We start from the raw sequence: 16,443 nt of genomic DNA, 5'->3' as shown, positions 1-16,443 counted from the left end.
AATACGGATATGTCTGCTCTAAAAATCAAAAAAGGCGCGACCAGCCATTCGGCTTACAACCTACGGCCCAACTTCTCGGATGTGGAAGAGCGGCACACGCTGGCGGTTCTGGTCGAAAACGAACCGGGTGTTCTGGCGCGGGTCATCGGGTTGTTCTCGGGGCGCGGCTATAACATCGACAGCCTGACCGTGGCCGAGGTGGACCATACCGGGCATCTGAGCCGGATCACCATCGTCACCACCGGCACGCCGCAGGTGATCGAACAGATCAAGGCGCAGCTGGGCCGCATCGTGCCCGTGCACACCGTCAACGACCTGACGGTCGAAGGACCGTCGGTCGAGCGGGAACTGGCGATGTTCAAAGTGTCAGGTGGCGGTGACAAACGGGTCGAGGCGCTGCGGCTGGCGGATATCTTCCGTGCCAATGTGGTCGACAGCACGCTGACCAGTTTCGTGTTCGAAATCACCGGCGCACCGGAAAAGATCGACGCCTTTGCCGACCTGATGCGCCCGCTGGGGCTTACGGATGTGGCGCGCACCGGTGTGGCCGCCCTGTCCCGCGGCGACTGACGGAACACGAGCGGGCGCAGGGGCGATTGCCCCTGCCCCCTTTGAACGTTTCAGGACATCGGCAGCGACGCCTGCTATGCCAAGATGCACAGCGCCGACAGCTACGGCGCGCACAACACCACGTTGCAGGCCAGCCGCCGGGTCTCATGGGGATAAAGCTTGAAGCTCACCAAATCCCCCACATCAAATTCGAAAAAATTGTCCAGCCCGCTCTGGGTGTCGTGAAAAAACGCAAAATGCCCGTGGTCTTCGCACAGGATCACCGCCTGCCGGTCCGCCACATTGCACCACAAAACCATACCAATCATTCTTACGCGCCCAAATATTCCCCATTATATTCCCCATTAGCAAGAATAGCAGCTATGGACGCCCCGTGGTACGCGACTTGTGTTGCATTTTGTGGCATTGAGAGTATCGTCCAGAAGCTAATACGCGTCAGGTGTGATGCTCATTCGCGTCAATGCGCCCTAGCAACCTTAAACGACCTCACGGATCACCCTGCGGCGCACTAAAGAAGGGGCAACACATGTCCTACCGTGACAAATCCCCCGCCGAATTGCGCAACATGTTGGGTGCCAACCTGCGCCATCTCGCGCAGAACTTTCCGTCCATCTCTGCGCTGTCCCGCCAGTTGGGTGTCAACCGCACCCAGTTCAACCGCTATCTCGCCGGAGAAAGCTTTCCCCGTCCCGATGTGCTGGCCCGTATCTGCACCTTTTTCGATGTCGACGCGCGCATCCTGCTGTCGCCCGTTGCCGAGATCGGTACGGATGACCGGAACCTGAGCGACCCCTATTTGCAGGATTTCCTGAACGACGCTGCGGTCAATGTCCCCGAAACCCTGTTTCCCTCCGGCTTTTACCGGTTTTCGCGCCGCAGCTTCATCGACCAGAACAAGTTCATCGTGGGTCTGGTTCATGTGGTCCGCAAGAACGGCTCGACCTTTATCCGCGGGTTCGAACCGCGCGAGGCGTTCACGGACCAGGGTTTGCCCCAGGACAGCCGGACCCGCGAGTATCGCGGGCTGGTGATACGGCAGGACGACGGTATCGCGGCCATGGTTGCGCGCCGTGGGGCCGTCACCTGTTCCTTCAACCATCTGGCGCGCGAGATGTCGTTCGAGAACAACTTTTGGCTCGGCTACGTGGCGCGCACCGTCCGCGAGACGATCACGACGAAACGGGTTGAACGCCTGGTCTATGAGCATCTGGGCACCAATGTGTCCAAGGTCCTGGCCGCGGCGCGCACCTCGGGCTTTTGCGAATTGAAGGACCTGCAGCCCTATCACAAACGTCTGCTGCGCCCTGCCGAACCCTTCCGGTAGGCGCGCCGGGGATGTCGCCCGCAGAAAACCCCTGTCGCTGACGCGCATACGCGGCGCGTTCGTTTGGACTAGGGCTGAAGCATCAAAGACAGGGGGATGCAGCCCGATGAGCCACACAAACCTTGATGCGGTGCGCCGCCCGCTGGATCAGGCCAATGGCCTGCCCAATGCCCACTATATCGACGCCGCCATCTTTGACGAAGAGCGCGTTGCCGTATTGTCCACAGGCTGGGCCGGTCTGGCAGTGGGGGCGGACGTGCCCGAAGTGGGAGATGCCGTGCCGCTGACCTTTCTGGGGATGCCCCTGCTGGTGGTGCGCGACCGCACCGCGCGGGTGCGCGTGTTCCAGAACATCTGCCGCCACCGTGGCATGATCCTGGTTGATGCGCCGCGCAAGATCGAGGGGGCCATCCGCTGCCCCTATCACAGCTGGTGCTACAGCACTGACGGACGGCTGGTCAGCACGCCGCATGTGGGCGGCCCGGGACACAACACACACCCTGGCATCGACCGCGCCCTGCTGGGCCTGATCGAGGTGCGCAGCCATCTGTGGATGGACGTCATCTGGATCAACCTGTCGGGCGATGCTGCCCCGTTCGAAGTGCACAACGCCGAGTTGCTGGCCCGCTGGGCCGAGTTTGACAAACCCCTGTACCACGGCGGCGCCGACAGCCGCTTTCAACTGGCGGTCAACTGCAATTGGAAACTGGCGGTCGAGAACTATTGTGAAAGCTATCACCTGCCGTGGGTCCACCCCGGCCTGAACAGCTATTCCCGGCTGGAAGATCACTATCACATCGAAGCGCCGGAGCATTATTCAGGTCAGGGCACCTTGGTCTATCGCCAGATGACCGGCGAAGATGGCGGCAGGTTCCCTGATTTCGACGGTCTGAGCGACAAGTGGAACACCGCCGCGGAATATGTCACCGCCTACCCCAACGTGCTGTTGGGCGTGCACCGCGATCATACCTTTGCAATCATTCTGGTGCCGGAAAGCACGGAAAAGACCGTGGAAAACGTACACATTTACTATGCAGCGCCAGACACCGATCCTGCCTTGCGTCTGCGCAACACCGAACAGTGGAAGCTGGTGTTCGAGGAAGATATCTTTGTGGTCGAGGGAATGCAGCGCGGACGCCACGCGCCCAGCTTTGATGGCGGGCGGTTTTCACCCGCGATGGATGGGCCGACGCATCTGTTCCACGCGTGGGTCGCGGGGCGGTTGCAGGCACACCGCGCAGGGCAGATGGCGGCGGAATGACCGACCTGAACGCGCAACTTCTCGCGGCCCATTCGGCGGAGGATCATCTGGCGCTGGTAACGCTTTATGCGCAGGCCGCAGACCTTGCGGCAGATGTCGACGCCGCCTGCTTCTTCCTGACACAGGCCTATGTCTTTGCGCTGGAACAGAATGCGCCGCAGGTCGGCGACTTGCGCGCGCGACTGGCTGCAAAGGGGCGCGAGCCTTTAGGCTAGTTCGGCGACGGTCTTTTGCATGACGTAAAAGGTCGGCGCGTCGAACCCGTCGTGCGTGCCGTGACGCACGATCTGGAACCCCATCCGACCGAACGCCTGATGGTTTTCGATCAGTTCGATCCTGACCTCCAGTTCCAGTGTATCCAGCCCCTTTGACACGGCCCGTGCCGCGGCCAGATCGACCAACTGCCGTGCTATTCCCTGCCCGCGCAAGCCGGCGTCGACAGCCAGTTTGCCCAGATACAGCCGGTTCGGTTTCTCCGTCAGGAACATGCAGGCCAAGGGCGGATCACCCAGCACCCACACCTCGCCGGTGTCACAGTGCCGGGCGATGGCATCGACCGTCAGGCGGTGCAGCGACGACGGCGGCGCAATGCGGTCCTCCATATAGGCGAAACTGCGCCGGACCAGGTCCAGCACCGCAGGCAACCGTGCGTCGTCGGGGGCGCATTTCTCATAGGTGGCTTTCGTCAAGCCCGCTCTCCTTACGCATGAGGATAGAAGTTTACCCCATTGTTTCAGAAACAAAAAACAAATCCAAGGCTCATCCCTTGAGGTCGTGCATCTAGCGCAGATTTGGGACAGATAAGATGGGGCTGAAACCCCGCCACGGTTCGGTCAGACCCGTCGCGCGTTCGGCCAATCTGTTGCGGCGTGCCACGCCTGCGCCACCCGCAGTAGCGCCGCGTCAGACCCGCGTTTGCCGATCAGTTGCAGGCCCGCAGGCGCGTCATCCGGTCCGCCAAAGCCCACCGGAACGTTGACCACCGGCAGCCCCAACAACGACGCGGGCACGACGACCTGCATCCAGCGGTGATAGGTATCCATCTGCACGCCTGCGACTTCGCGCGGGTAATCCCACGTGATCTCAAAAGGCCAAAGCTGCGCCGACGGAAGCGCCAGAACATCATAAGTTTCAAAGGCTTTCGCGGCGACCTTGAACCAGTTGCTGCGCACCAGGCTGGCCGCATGGACCTGCATCCCCGACAGCGCAATACCGCGGCCGATCTCCCATTGGGCGGTGTCTTTCAGGTAATCGCGCTGCGCAGGATTGTTGTAGACCGCAGCCAGCCCCGCACCGACCTGCCACGACCGCAGGGTGATCCAGCTGTCCCACATCGCATCGGCGTCGAACAGCGGCGCCTGATCGGTCACCTGCGCGCCCAAGCCTTCCATCTGTTGCAAGGCGGCTTGCGAGATTTCCAGAATGCCCGGTTCCATCGGCAGCGCGCCACCCCAGTTGCCCAGCCAGCCGATGTGCACACCTTTCATGCCACCCGCGATCTGTGGCAGCGCGGGTGCCTGTGACAGCCCGTGCGGCTGGCGCGGGTCGGGTCCGGCTATCGTGTCCAACAAGGCGGCAAGGTCCGCAGGGTTGCGCGCCATCGGGCCGTTGGTGGCCAGTTGGTGCAGGAAGCTGTCGCCCTCGGGCTCAGACGGCACCAGCCCCCAGGTCGGGCGCATGCCATAGACGTTGTTCCACCCTGCCGGATTGCGCAGTGATCCCATCATGTCCGAGCCGTCGGCCACCGACAACATCCCGCAGGCCAGCGCCGCCGCTGCCCCACCGGATGAACCACCCGCAGAACGCCCGTGCGCATAGGGGTTGTGTGTGGGACCGTGCACGGGGTTGATGGTGTGCGAGCCAAGGCCGAACTCGGGCGTGTTGGTCTTGCCGATCACAATCGCGCCTGCCGCGCGCAGGCGTGCGACCATGATATCGTCCTTGGCCGCCACCTGTCCCGCGAACAGGGGCGAGCCCATCGACGTGGGCAGCCCGGCGGCATTGGCCAGATCCTTGATGGCGATGGGCATTCCGTGCAGCCAACCGCTGCGCGGTGCCGCATCGGCGGCGCGCGCCTCGGCCATCAGGTCGTCGGCATCGCGCAGCGACACCACGGCATTTACTGCCCCGTTCACAGCGTCGATACGGGCCAGCGTGGCCTGCATCAGGTCGGTTGCGGTCAGGGTGCCCTTGGCCAGGGCATCCGATTGCGCCAGGGCGCCTTGGAAAAGAATGTCATCTGTCATGGCCGCAGCTTTGCCGCAGCCATGCGCAGGTTCAAGCGGAATACGCCGGGTCAGGCGATAAATTCAAAGTCCGCGGACGTCAGCACCAGACCCGCCAGATCGTCCAGAATGATGCTGCCGCCGTCATGGTCGATGCGCAGATCGCTGCCCTGATCATAGATCGACAGGCCGCCAAAGCCGCCCGCAGACACCAGCCGGATCAGATCGCTGCCGTCTTCGAAATCCTTGATGCGGTCGATGCCGGAATTCAGTTCGAATTCGAACACATCCGCCCCCTGGGCACCGCGCAGCACGTCGTTGTCCTCGCCGCCGTTCAGGGTGTCGTTGCCCTTGCCGCCCTCCAGCAGGTCAAAGCCAAGGCCGCCGTACAGCATATCCTCGCCGCCGCCGCCATAGATGCGGTCCTTGCCCTTGCCGCCGTCCAGCGTGTCGGCCCCCGAACCGCCAAACAGGAAGTCGCGGCCTTTCTGGCCTTCGATCAGGTTGTCGCCCTTGTCGCCGGTCAGCTTGTCGTCGTACTGGCTGCCCACGATATTTTCGACCCCGGTTTCCGAGACATAGCCAAAGACGCCCGCGATGTTTTCGTCCAGCGGGTCCGCCGCACCGATGTTCTGCCAGCGCCCGGATTCATCCAGTGAAAAGGTGATGCCTGCGGTAAAGTTGAAAAAGTCCAGCGTATCGACACCGTCGCCACCGTGCACCACGATGCCGTAGTCGGGGTTCGACTCGCTCAGCTTGATCAGGTCGTTGCCTGCGCCCGCGCGCACAAGGCCGCCGCCGCCGGTGCCGATGTTGATTTCATCGTCGCCCGCGCCTGCGCTGATCAGTTCGGCCCAGCCCGACCCCGTGGTGATCGTGTCATTGCCATCGCCCAGATACACGCGACCGACGCCGCCGGTGCCCACGGTCACGCTGTCGTTGTCGGTGCCTGTATGGATCTGTTCGGCGTAATTCCCGCCAGTCGCCACGCTGTCCGCGCCCTCGCGGGTCCGGATGCTGACCGCATAGCCCGAAACGGTGACATCATCGTCACCCTCGCCGGTGTCCAGCGATGTGATGTTGCCGGTGGCCGTCACGGTGTCGTTGCCCTGCCCCGTGGTGATCGCATCCGCGCCGCCTGCCCCGATGGTCACAGTATCGTTGCCGCCACGCGAGCGCAGGTATTCAAGGTAGCCCGATCCGGTGGTGATCGTATCCGCGCCATCGTCAAGCGAGATCGAACCGGCCCCGCCGCTGCCCAGCGTGATATTCGCCGTCTGGTATTCGCCGACCAGGATCGACCCAATCCAGCCGGTGGCATTGATCGTGTGGGTTTGCGTGGTTTCCGCATAGGCGCGGATCATCGACACGCTGCCGGTGCCGATGGTGATATTCGACGAGCTTTCATAGAGGTCGATCAGGGTCATCGACCGATCCCCTGTGGTGACCGTATGGGTGCCCTCCCACAGTTGCATTTCGCGCACGCGGCCATTGCCGGTCACGGTGATGTCCCCGTCGGCGACATCCACGCGCAGCAGGTCGATGCGGCCATTGTCGCTGACATTGGCGACGACGTTGCCCTCGGACACCAACAGCGTCTCGACCCGTGCATCGTCCGTCACGGTCACATCTGCCGAAACACCATTGAATTCCGCGTATTCCACCCGCGCGCTGTTCGCGGCGTTGATGTCCACTGAGCCACCGTTTGAAGCACGCAGGGCGCCCACACGGCCGGATTCGGTCAGGTTCAGCGTGTCATTGCCACCTGTCGCATACCAAAGCTCGATGCGTCCGAAATCCGACACGGTGACCACATCATCGTCCGCGCCGGTGGCCAGCGTGGCAACGAACCCCTGAACACCGACGGTGTTGTCGCCGTCGCCGAGGCTGACGATTCCGGCCTCGCCGCTGACATTCACGACATCGGCAAACTCGGCTGTTGCGATGTAGTCGGCAGAGCCGTTGATGGTCAGGTTCGACGCGCCGCCGGTCAGGTCCATGTGCCCCACGCCACCGCTGTTTACGGTGATGTCCATGGACGCGCCGTCAATGACGATGGACCGGGTGAATGCGCTGCCCAGATTGATGTCATGGGTGCCGCCACCATAGGCGGTGATATGGGTAATCTCGCTGTTGATCAGGTCGATCTGCGTATTGTTGCCCGCGTTCAGATAATTGATCACACGCCCCGTGCCGGAATCGCCGTCCGTCAGAATGGTGGTGCTTTCGCCTGCGGACAGCACGAACATGGAATCGATGGTCCAGTTCGAGCCCGTCATGGTGAAATCAGCGGTAAAGCTGTCCGACGCGGTGCCATCTTCGAATATTGCCGACGTCGCTATGCCATTCGACCAGAACATAGTCCCGCCCTGCGGCTGATTGATGTCGGTAAAACCATCGAGAGTGCGGGTGAATACGATATCGGTCATGCAGTTTCCTTTGAATGCAGCGTTGGCCAAAAGCCTTTGAGAATGCACACAAGTTAGGAAACAAAACCCGATTCACGGAAGAAAAAATTCCGTTATTTGGCTGTAATCAGGGAAATTTCACCTATGGCGGGAAACTCCCCCCTCGCACCAGCAGCTAGTCGCCCTGCGCCTCTGACCGGCTTTTGCCGCTGACGTTCAGCGCCAGCGTCGCCCCCATCAGCCCGTCCAGATCGCCATCCAGCACGCCCTTGGTGTCCGAGGTTTCGTAGTTGGTGCGCAGGTCTTTGACCATCTGGTAGGGTTGCAGCACATAGGACCGGATCTGGTTGCCCCAGCCCGCGTCGCCCGCACTTTCGTGGGCCTCGTTGACCAGTGCGGACCGCTTGTCCAGCTCCATCTGGTAGAGCCGCGATTTCAGCGCCTTCATGGCAATGTCGCGGTTCTGGTGCTGGGATTTTTCCGAGGAGGTCACGACGATGCCCGTTGGGTGGTGGGTGATCCGCACAGCCGAATCCGTGGTGTTCACGTGCTGGCCCCCGGCACCGGAGGACCGGTAGGTGTCGATACGGATGTCGGCGGGGTTCACCTCGATTTCGATGTTGTCGTCCACGACCGGATAGACTTTGACCGAGGTGAAGGACGTGTGCCGCTTGGCCGCCGAGTCGAACGGCGAGATACGGACCAGCCGGTGCACGCCGCTTTCGGATTTCAGCCAGCCATAGGCATTGTGGCCGGTGATCTTGTAGGTGGCGGATTTGATACCTGCCTCTTCACCCGCACTTTCGGCGTTCAGCTCGACCTTGTAGCCTTTTTTCTCGGCCCAGCGGACATACATGCGCGCCAGCATCGACGCCCAGTCACAGCTTTCCGTGCCACCGGCGCCCGAGTTGATCTCGAGGAATGTGTCATTGCTGTCTGCCTCGCCGTCCAGCAGCGCCTCAAGCTCTTTTTGCGCGGCTTTGACTGCCAATGCCTTCAACGCGGCCTCGGCGTCGCTGACGACCTCTTCGTCGTCTTCCATCTCGCCCAGTTCGATCAGTTCGACGTTGTCGGCCAGGTCCTGTTTGATGCCCTCATAGGTGTCGATGGCGTCGACCAGCGACTGACGGTCGCGCATCAGCTTTTGCGCGGCTTCGGGGTCATCCCACAGGTTCGGGTCCTCGACACGGGCGTTGAATTCTTCCAGCCGGTGCTGCGCGGTTTCCACGCCCAGACGCTGCCCCAGCAGCTCCAGCGATTTTTCGATCTCGGCAACGGTGTTTTGGGCCTCGGCGCGCATGGCTCGTGTCCTTCGGGATGGTGTTGAAATGCGGGTGTAAACCAGCGCCCGTCAGGCGGCAAGCCGTCGGGTGACGGCTGCGCCTGTCAGGGTCCAAGTTTTCGGGCCTAATACAAGCCGCCCGAGCTGAGCGTGCCGAAGTTGGCCTTTGGCCCCACGGTCGCCTTGGCACCGGTCGAGGTTGTGACCGTACGGCCCGTGGCGCGGCCCACTTCCTCGACCAGAGGCAGGTCGGCCCCCATGGCAAAGCCACCATCGAACATGATGCCGAACAACGGCTCTTCGCCATCGCGGAAATACTCGGCCACCACGGTGTCGCCCGAAGCGTCATCGCTCAGACGTGCGCCGGTAAAGCGGTCGATCTTGATGAAGCGGCCGCCGGGGGGCACTTCGAATTCGCCACCCCCGTATTTCTTCGTGGCTTCAAGCATGAACCGCTGGAACACCGGACCGCACATGCCACCGCCCGAGGCCCCGCGCCCCATGTTACGGGGCGTGTCATAGCCGATGTAGCACCCCGCGACGATATTGCTGGTAAAGCCCACGAACCACACGTCCTTGCTGTCGTTGGTGGTCCCGGTCTTGCCCGCGGTGGGCACCGGCAGGTTCACGGTCCGTGCAGCAGTGCCGCGTTCGACCACGCCGCGCATCATCGACGTCAGCTGGTAGGCGGTGATCGGGTCCATGATCCGTTCGCGGTTGGAGGTGATCCGCGGCCCATAGCCGGGGTCAAGGCTGGCCAATTGGCAATCGGCGCACTGGCGTTCGTCGTGACGGTACACCGTCTTGCCATAGCGGTCCTGCACACGGTCCACCAGGGTCGGTTTGACCCGTTCGCCGCCGTTGGCGAACATCGCATAGGCCGAAACCATCTGGTACAGCGTGGTTTCCTGCGACCCCAGAGAGTTGGCCAGGAACTTGCCCATCTGGCCCTTTTCATAGACCCCGAAACGTTCGGCGTAATCGGCCACCGTGTCCATTCCGACCTCTTGCGCCAGACGGATGGTCATCAGGTTCCGCGACCGTTCAATGCCGGTGCGCATCGGTGTGGGACCGTAATACTGGTTCGATGCGTTCTTGGGCCGCCACAAGCCCTGGGGCGTGTTGATCTCGATGGGTGCGTCGACGATGATCGTGGCGGGTGTATAACCGCTGTCCAGCGCAGCCGCGTAGACAAAGGGTTTGAACGACGAACCGGGCTGGCGTTTCGCCTGTGTGGCGCGGTTGAAGACCGAGTTCTGGTAGCTGAAACCGCCCTGCATGGCGATCACGCGGCCGGTGTTTACGTCCATGGCGACAAAGCCGCCCTGCACTGCCGGCACCTGCCGCAGCGACCATGCACCGTCGCGCTGGCGCACGTGGACCACGTCACCCACCTTGAAGTTGGCGGCAAAGTCGCCCTTGATCCACTTGATGTCATCGCGCGCCACTTCGCCGATGCCCTGCCCTTCGATGCCCAGAACGATGCGCTGGTCACCGATCTCGCGCACAACAGCCGGATACCACTGGCCGTTCAGGTCGATGTCACGGGCCACAGGAACGGCTTTCAACGCGGCTTCCCAGGCGTCACCGGTGGCGACCTCGGGCTCGATCTTCTTGCCGGTGCCGCGCCATCTGGAAAGGGAACGGTCGTAGTTTTCCAGCTCCTGCTGCAACGCATTGGCGGCGATGGGCTGCATTTCCTGATCGATGGTCGCACGCACGGTCAGGCCGCCGCTGAAAAATTCGCCCTCGCCAAAGTTCTCGGACAGTTGGCGGCGGATTTCATCGGTGAAATAATCGCGCGGCGGCAGCTCGTCCTTGAAGCTTTCAAAGTCGCCGTTTTGCACCGACCGCAGCGGCTGTGCGCGTTCGGATTCGTAGACTTCGGTGGTCAGATAGCCGTTGTCGTGCATCTCTTTCAGCACATAGTTCCGCCGTGCCAGCAGACGATCCTTGCGGCGCACGGGGTGATAATCCGAAGGTGCCTTGGGCAAGGACGCCAGGAACGCCGCTTCGTGCGGGGCCAGTTCGCCCAGCGTCTTGTTGAAATAGGTCTGGCTGGCCGCCGCCACGCCATAGCTATTCTGGCCAAGGAAAATTTCGTTCAGGTAGAGCTCAAGGATTTTCTCCTTGGACAGCGTCTCTTCGATCCGGCTTGCCAGGATGATTTCCTTGATCTTGCGTTCGATCTGGCGGTCGCCGGACAAAAGGAAGTTCTTCATCACCTGCTGGGTGATGGTCGAGGCCCCGCGTAGGTCGCGTCCACGCGTGCGCACCGCTTCGATGGCCGCAGCTGCGATCCCGCGCAGGTCATAGCCGTCGTGGGTGTAGAAATTCTTGTCCTCGGCGCTGATGAACGCCTGTTTCACCAGATCGGGAATGGTGTCCGCAGGGGCAAACAGCCGCCGTTCACGGGCAAATTCGTCGATGATCTGGCCCTGGCCGCTGTAAATGCGGCTGATGGTGGGCGGGGTATATTGCGCAAGGCTTTCATGGCTGGGCAGATCGCGGCCATAGATATAGAAAATCGCGCCAATGCTCAGCGCAACGGCCAACAGGCCCATGGTCAGGGCCGTAAAGATACCGCCGAAAAACGACAGGATGAATCGGAACACGCGGGCGTCCTTTATAAATCTGCTCAGGGCGGTGTTATAGGGCACGCCCGGCGGGGGGTCAAAACACGTCTGGGTGTGACGATGGCATTATTACGCTTACGTGCCCAAGCTTACATGGTGCCTTATTGGCGCACCAGTGGACGTTGCGCCAGATCGGACGCGCGCCAGGCCAGTATGCCATCCGCAATTGCCCCCGCCATCACGGCACGCCAGACCGGATCGCGCAGGTTGGCCAGGTCGCGTTTCGAACTGAGAAAACCGATCTCGATCAACAGCGACGGCACATCGGCGCTGGTCAGCACCGAAAACCCGGCATGCCGTGCGGGATGGGTGTTCATCGGTCCCCCTGCCGCATCCATCGCGGCGATAATCGCAGCGGCGGCCTGTTCCGAGCGGGGCGCGGTTTCCTGCCGCGCCAGATCCAGCAGCACGCCCGCCACCTCGTCGTCGGCCCCGTTCAGATCGGCCCCCGCCAGGATATCGGCGCGGTTGTGCTGGGCGGCCAACTGCGCGGTGGCCGCGTCGCTGGCATCCTTTGCCAGCGTATAGACCGTGGCACCGCTTGCCCCACCCTCGGACAGCACATCGGCATGCAGCGAAATGAACAGATCGGCCCCGGCGGCATGGGCCATGTCGACACGGCCCGGCAGCGATACGAATTCGTCCTGAGTCCGGGTCAGCACCACCTCGGCCTGTCCGCTGCGACGCAGGGCTTCTGCCAAAGCCTGTGCGACCTTCAACATCAGGTCCTTTTCCTCGACTCCGTCGCGGATCGCACCGGGATCAACGCCGCCGTGACCGGGGTCAATCACCACGACAAAGCTGTCGTCGGCCACGCGCACTTGCGGTGCCTGCGCGGCCTGCGTGGACCATGCTGCATCTTTTGGCGCACCGGCCCCCGCACCAAAAGCCTCTGGCGTGGCCTTGACAAGGTCAATGGTCAGCGTCGCGGTACCGGTGCTGTTGTTGATCGGCATGGCGATGTTCGAGGGCAACAAGGGCGCTGCCAGATCCAGCACCAGCCGCGACCAGCCCGGACGGAACGGACCAAAGCGCGCGCCGGTCACTTTCTTGCTGCTGCCCAGAAGGGATGCCGCATCGACGCCGCTCCAATCGGCTTCGCGAAAGTCGATGACCAGCCGCGCAGGGCTGTCCAGATGGAACACGCGGAACGGCACGCCCTGGCTGAGGGAAATGGTCAGCTTGGTGCCGCCGAACCAGCCGTCGGAAATGCTGCTGGCGGCTGGATCGACACGGGCCAGTCCGGTCAGCGCTTGCGCATCGGCACGCGGTGCTGCGGCCAGCGCCAGCGCACAAATCATCAGGATCACATACCGCATTACACCTGTCTCGCCCGCCCTGTTTTTCGTTGGCGGCAGACTAGCCCAGCCATCCCGCAGGCACCAGAGTTAGCGCGCATCCATATAGGCCTTGAGCCGGTTCAGGCCTTCGGCAATGTCCGTGGTGCTGCGGGCGTAAGAGAACCGCAGGGTGTGGTGGCCGCGCAACGGGTCGAAATCCAGCCCCGGCGTCACCGCAACCCCCGCCCGTTCCAGGATATCGGCAGCCAGCGCACGGCTGTCGTCGGTCAGGTCCGACACATCGGCATAGACGTAAAACGCACCATCAGGCGGAGCGATCTTTGTGAAGCCTGCCGCGGGCAGACCATCCAGCATCAGCGCGCGGTTGGCGCGATAGACATCCATGTTAGCCTGCAACTCGTCTTCGCAGTCCATCGCAGCCAGCGCCGCGACCTGTGCCGCATGGGGCGCGCAGATGAACATGTTCTGCGCCAGACGCTCCACGACCCGCACGTGATCGGGCGGCACCACCATCCAGCCAACGCGCCAGCCGGTCATCGAAAAATACTTCGAGAACGAGTTGATCACATAGGCCTCGTCCGTCAGTTCAAGTGCCGTCACCGCCTTGGCCTCGTATTCGATGCCGTGGTAAATCTCGTCACTGATGAACGAGGCACCCTTGGCATGGGTCGCCTCGATCAGCGCGCCCATCGCCGCGTGGTCCAGCATGGTCCCCGTGGGATTCGCAGGCGAGGCCACCATCAGCCCTGCGATGTCCATATCGGCAAAATCCGCAGGCACCGGTTGATAGCGATTCTGCGGTGCCGTGGGCAGATCAACCGCCTGCAAATCCAGCGCCCGCAGGATCTGGCGGTAGCTGGGATAGCCCGGTGCGCCGATTGCCACGCGGTCGCCGGTGTCAAAAAGGGCTGTAAACGCCAGGATAAAGCCCCCCGAGGAGCCCGAAGTCACCACCACCCGCGCCGGGTCCAGATCGACGTTGTACCATTCGCCATACATCCGCGCGATGCGCGCCCGCAGCGCAGGCAGGCCAAGTGCGACGGTATAGCCCAACGGTCCCGCATTCATCGCCCGCGCCAGCGCGTCGGTGGCCGCGCGCGGCGCGCCTGTGCCGGGCTGGCCGACCTCCATGTGGATGATGTGGCGACCTGCGTCCTCGGCGGCGCGCGCGGCCTCCATCACGTCCATCACGATAAAGGGATCAACGGCGCTGCGTCTTGAGGTTTTCATCACTTGTCTCCTATTCTGCACGAATGTGGAATTCTGGTGCTTTTCATAGGGGTTCATCCCTGTCGTCAATGGGGGCAATTGTCCTGGCCCTGGCCTTGCTGCTGGCACAACCGGCGCGCGCGATCGAATTGTTGCGCGATGCGGATGTGGAATACGGGCTGGCGCAACTGGCCTCACCCATCCTGCGGGCCGCAGGGCTCAGCCCCGCGCAGGTCAAGGTGCTGGTGGTGAACGACGGCAATCTGAACGCTTTTGTCGTCAGCAACGATGTGATTTTTATCAATCACGGTCTTATCAACCGCGCCACCTCTGCCGAAATGCTGCAAGCGGTGCTGGCCCATGAGGCGGCCCATATCGCCAATGGTCACATCACGCGGCGGATGACCAACCTGGGCAACGCGCGCACGCTGGCGGGCCTGGGCCTTGCGCTGGCTGCCGTGGCGGCGGCGGCGGGCGGTGGCGATGCGGCTGCCGGTCTGGCAATCGGCTCTCAATCCGCGGTGCAACGGGCTTTTCTAAAGCACACACGGGCCGAGGAATCCTCTGCCGATCAGTCAGGCGTGCGGTTCATGCGCGCCGCCGGAGCCGATCCGCGCGGCTTTCTCGAAGTGATGGAGCTGTTTCGCGGCCAGGACGTGCTGTCAGAGGCGCGCCAGGACCCCTATGCCCGTTCGCACCCGTTGTCACGTGACCGGCTGCGCGCGATGGAGGCTTTTGTCGCGGCCTATGGCACGGGTGTCGCGCCGAACCCGACGGCCGCCTATTGGTTCGCGCGGGTCAAGGGCAAGATCAGCGCCCACACCCGCGCCCCCAAATGGACGCTGAAACGCACAGGCGAGAGCGGGTACAAAGATGTCGCATTCCTGCGTGAGGCTGTTGCGGAATCCCGCCAGTCGCGCACGAAACAGGCCCTGCGCGCCATCGACAACGCCATCGCCACGCGGCCCGGCGACCCGTTCTTTCACGCAGCCAAAGGCGACATCCTGATGGATGCACGCCAGTTCCAGAGCGCGGTCGCGGCTTATGGACAGGCCGTGAAACTGTCGCCCCGCGACGCGCTGTTGCTTGCAGGCTATGGCCGCGCGCTGTTGGCGACGGGCAATGTGACGGCGGCGCGCACCACGTTGGAACAGGCCCGCGTGATAGATTTCCGCGACGGCACCATGCTGCGCGATCTGTCGGTGGCCTATGCCAAATCGGGCCAGAACGGTATGGCGGCTCTGGTGACTGCCGAACGCTATGCCCTGTCAGGCCGGATGGAAGACGCCGGAATTCACGCCAAACGCGCCAGCGGTCTGCTGGCCACGGGATCGGGCCCTTGGCAACGGGCACAGGATGTGTTGATTGCCAGTGAACGCGCCGAAAAACGCAAAAAACGGAGATAATCCATGACGATCAACCGCCTTCTTGCCGCTGCTGCGGCCACCGTGACGCTTGCCATGCCAGCGGCGGCCTTTGACATTTCGGCCATGTCCGACAGCGAGCGTCAGGATTTCGGTGAGCAAGTGCGCGCCTACCTGCTGGAGAACCCGCAAGTGATCATGGAAGCGGTCAACCTGCTGGAACAACAACAGGCGGCCGCACAGGAACAGGCCGACCTGACCATGGTTTCGGACAATGCAGATGCAATTTTTGACGACGGCTATTCCTTTGTCGGTGGCAATCCAGATGGCGACATCACGCTGGTGGAGTTCCTCGATTACAAATGCGGTTACTGCAAACGCGCCCACGGCGAAGTGGCCAAGCTGCTGGAAACCGACGGCAACATCCGACTGATCGTCAAGGAATTCCCGATCCTGGGCGAGCAATCGCTGCTGGCCTCGCGCTTTGCGATCTCGACGCTGATCAACGAAGGCCCCGAAGCCTATCACGCGCTGAACGATGCGCTGATGACAATGAACGGCGATCTGAGCGAGGAAGTGATGAGCCGTCTGGCCAGCACGCTGGGCTTTGACGCCGACAAGATCGTGGCAGGCATGGACGCGGACGAGGTGACGCAACGGATTGCCGACACGCGCGCGCTGGCACAGCGGTTGCAGATCACCGGCACGCCCACTTTCGTGATGCACGACGAAATGCTGCGCGGCTATCTGCCCTATGACCAGATGATGCAACTGGTGGAAGAAAAGCGCGGCTAAGCGTTTGATTTGACTCAGGTTGCGGGGGCGCTGCCCCCGCGCCGTTGACACTCCGCCGGGATAACTTC

Annotated in this window: 14 protein-coding genes; 6 read left to right on the top strand and 8 right to left on the bottom strand. The window is 62.4% G+C overall.

The features are described from left to right. Nucleotides 1–9: 9 nt before the first annotated feature. Nucleotides 10–570 (top strand): acetolactate synthase small subunit, encoded by a 561-nt coding sequence (ilvN, locus tag BUC08_RS02580; protein WP_037920856.1) that lies wholly within the window; start codon nucleotides 10–12, stop codon nucleotides 568–570. Between the two features lie 101 nt (nucleotides 571–671). Here ilvN and BUC08_RS02575 read toward each other — a convergent pair whose 3' ends face one another. Next, nucleotides 672–878, bottom strand: coding sequence for a S1 domain-containing protein (locus BUC08_RS02575; RefSeq protein ID WP_143186658.1), 207 nt, complete (start codon nucleotides 876–878; stop codon nucleotides 672–674). A 218-nt stretch (nucleotides 879–1,096) separates the two neighbouring features. Between BUC08_RS02575 and BUC08_RS02570 the strand changes: the two genes are divergently transcribed. From BUC08_RS02570 to BUC08_RS02560, 3 genes are all read left to right on the top strand, one after another. After that, the gene (locus BUC08_RS02570; RefSeq protein WP_037920858.1) at nucleotides 1,097–1,894 is read left to right on the top strand and encodes a helix-turn-helix domain-containing protein; all 798 of its coding nucleotides are present in this window, start codon (nucleotides 1,097–1,099) and stop codon (nucleotides 1,892–1,894) included. A 106-nt stretch (nucleotides 1,895–2,000) separates the two neighbouring features. After that, on the top strand, nucleotides 2,001–3,155 hold the full coding sequence (locus tag BUC08_RS02565; RefSeq protein WP_037920860.1) for an aromatic ring-hydroxylating oxygenase subunit alpha: 1,155 nt from the start codon (nucleotides 2,001–2,003) through the stop codon (nucleotides 3,153–3,155). After that, nucleotides 3,152–3,370: a hypothetical protein gene (locus tag BUC08_RS02560; RefSeq protein ID WP_037920864.1), complete on the top strand. Its 219-nt coding sequence runs from the start codon at nucleotides 3,152–3,154 to the stop codon at nucleotides 3,368–3,370. Before BUC08_RS02565 ends, BUC08_RS02560 begins: the two co-directional genes overlap by 4 nt. Here BUC08_RS02560 and BUC08_RS02555 read toward each other — a convergent pair. From BUC08_RS02555 to BUC08_RS02525, 7 genes are all read right to left on the bottom strand, one after another. Then, the gene (locus BUC08_RS02555) at nucleotides 3,362–3,844 is read right to left on the bottom strand and encodes a GNAT family N-acetyltransferase (protein WP_051693828.1); all 483 of its coding nucleotides are present in this window, start codon (nucleotides 3,842–3,844) and stop codon (nucleotides 3,362–3,364) included. The genes BUC08_RS02560 and BUC08_RS02555 overlap by 9 nt on opposite strands. Nucleotides 3,845–3,988: 144 nt before the next feature. Further along, nucleotides 3,989–5,401, bottom strand: coding sequence for an amidase (locus tag BUC08_RS02550; protein ID WP_037920870.1), 1,413 nt, complete (start codon nucleotides 5,399–5,401; stop codon nucleotides 3,989–3,991). Between the two features lie 50 nt (nucleotides 5,402–5,451). After that, nucleotides 5,452–7,809 (bottom strand): calcium-binding protein, encoded by a 2,358-nt coding sequence (locus tag BUC08_RS02545; RefSeq protein ID WP_037920872.1) that lies wholly within the window; start codon nucleotides 7,807–7,809, stop codon nucleotides 5,452–5,454. Between the two features lie 154 nt (nucleotides 7,810–7,963). Beyond that, nucleotides 7,964–9,088, bottom strand: a complete 1,125-nt coding sequence (gene prfB / locus BUC08_RS02540) for a peptide chain release factor 2 (RefSeq protein ID WP_037920874.1) — start codon at nucleotides 9,086–9,088, stop codon at nucleotides 7,964–7,966. A 107-nt stretch (nucleotides 9,089–9,195) separates the two neighbouring features. After that, complete coding sequence (locus tag BUC08_RS02535; protein ID WP_037920877.1) at nucleotides 9,196–11,685, bottom strand: penicillin-binding protein 1A; 2,490 nt, start codon at nucleotides 11,683–11,685, stop codon at nucleotides 9,196–9,198. A gap of 122 nt (nucleotides 11,686–11,807) precedes the next feature. After that, nucleotides 11,808–13,025 (bottom strand): N-acetylmuramoyl-L-alanine amidase, encoded by a 1,218-nt coding sequence (locus tag BUC08_RS02530; protein ID WP_037920879.1) that lies wholly within the window; start codon nucleotides 13,023–13,025, stop codon nucleotides 11,808–11,810. Between the two features lie 69 nt (nucleotides 13,026–13,094). After that, on the bottom strand, nucleotides 13,095–14,237 hold the full coding sequence (locus BUC08_RS02525; RefSeq protein WP_037920881.1) for a pyridoxal phosphate-dependent aminotransferase: 1,143 nt from the start codon (nucleotides 14,235–14,237) through the stop codon (nucleotides 13,095–13,097). Between the two features lie 68 nt (nucleotides 14,238–14,305). Here BUC08_RS02525 and BUC08_RS02520 point away from each other — a divergent pair, with 68 nt between their 5' ends. Together BUC08_RS02520 and BUC08_RS02515 are read left to right on the top strand one after the other, a co-directional pair. After that, nucleotides 14,306–15,622: a M48 family metalloprotease gene (locus BUC08_RS02520; protein ID WP_224769740.1), complete on the top strand. Its 1,317-nt coding sequence runs from the start codon at nucleotides 14,306–14,308 to the stop codon at nucleotides 15,620–15,622. Nucleotides 15,623–15,625: 3 nt separating this feature from the next. After that, the gene (locus tag BUC08_RS02515; protein ID WP_037920887.1) at nucleotides 15,626–16,375 is read left to right on the top strand and encodes a DsbA family protein; all 750 of its coding nucleotides are present in this window, start codon (nucleotides 15,626–15,628) and stop codon (nucleotides 16,373–16,375) included. Nucleotides 16,376–16,443 lie beyond the last annotated feature (68 nt).

Source organism: Pseudosulfitobacter pseudonitzschiae (assembly GCF_900129395.1).
GTDB lineage: Bacteria > Pseudomonadota > Alphaproteobacteria > Rhodobacterales > Rhodobacteraceae > Pseudosulfitobacter > Pseudosulfitobacter pseudonitzschiae.
Note: the sequence above shows the minus strand (reverse complement) of the source record. Positions and strands in the feature narration are given on the sequence as shown.

What these genes read in the sequence shown, in the direction of transcription:
- BUC08_RS02520 (WP_224769740.1), top strand. Translation starts at nt 14,306, where the DNA reads ATGGGGGCAATTGTCCTGGCCCTGGCCTTGCTGCTGGCACAACCGGCG.
- BUC08_RS02560 (WP_037920864.1), top strand. Translation starts at nt 3,152, where the DNA reads ATGACCGACCTGAACGCGCAACTTCTCGCGGCCCATTCGGCGGAGGAT.
- prfB (WP_037920874.1), bottom strand. Translation starts at nt 9,088, where the DNA reads ATGCGCGCCGAGGCCCAAAACACCGTTGCCGAGATCGAAAAATCGCTG.
- BUC08_RS02545 (WP_037920872.1), bottom strand. Translation starts at nt 7,809, where the DNA reads ATGACCGATATCGTATTCACCCGCACTCTCGATGGTTTTACCGACATC.
- BUC08_RS02515 (WP_037920887.1), top strand. Translation starts at nt 15,626, where the DNA reads ATGACGATCAACCGCCTTCTTGCCGCTGCTGCGGCCACCGTGACGCTT.
- ilvN (WP_037920856.1), top strand. Translation starts at nt 10, where the DNA reads ATGTCTGCTCTAAAAATCAAAAAAGGCGCGACCAGCCATTCGGCTTAC.
- BUC08_RS02530 (WP_037920879.1), bottom strand. Translation starts at nt 13,025, where the DNA reads ATGCGGTATGTGATCCTGATGATTTGTGCGCTGGCGCTGGCCGCAGCA.
- BUC08_RS02570 (WP_037920858.1), top strand. Translation starts at nt 1,097, where the DNA reads ATGTCCTACCGTGACAAATCCCCCGCCGAATTGCGCAACATGTTGGGT.
- BUC08_RS02575 (WP_143186658.1), bottom strand. Translation starts at nt 878, where the DNA reads ATGATTGGTATGGTTTTGTGGTGCAATGTGGCGGACCGGCAGGCGGTG.
- BUC08_RS02550 (WP_037920870.1), bottom strand. Translation starts at nt 5,401, where the DNA reads ATGACAGATGACATTCTTTTCCAAGGCGCCCTGGCGCAATCGGATGCC.
- BUC08_RS02565 (WP_037920860.1), top strand. Translation starts at nt 2,001, where the DNA reads ATGAGCCACACAAACCTTGATGCGGTGCGCCGCCCGCTGGATCAGGCC.
- BUC08_RS02525 (WP_037920881.1), bottom strand. Translation starts at nt 14,237, where the DNA reads ATGAAAACCTCAAGACGCAGCGCCGTTGATCCCTTTATCGTGATGGAC.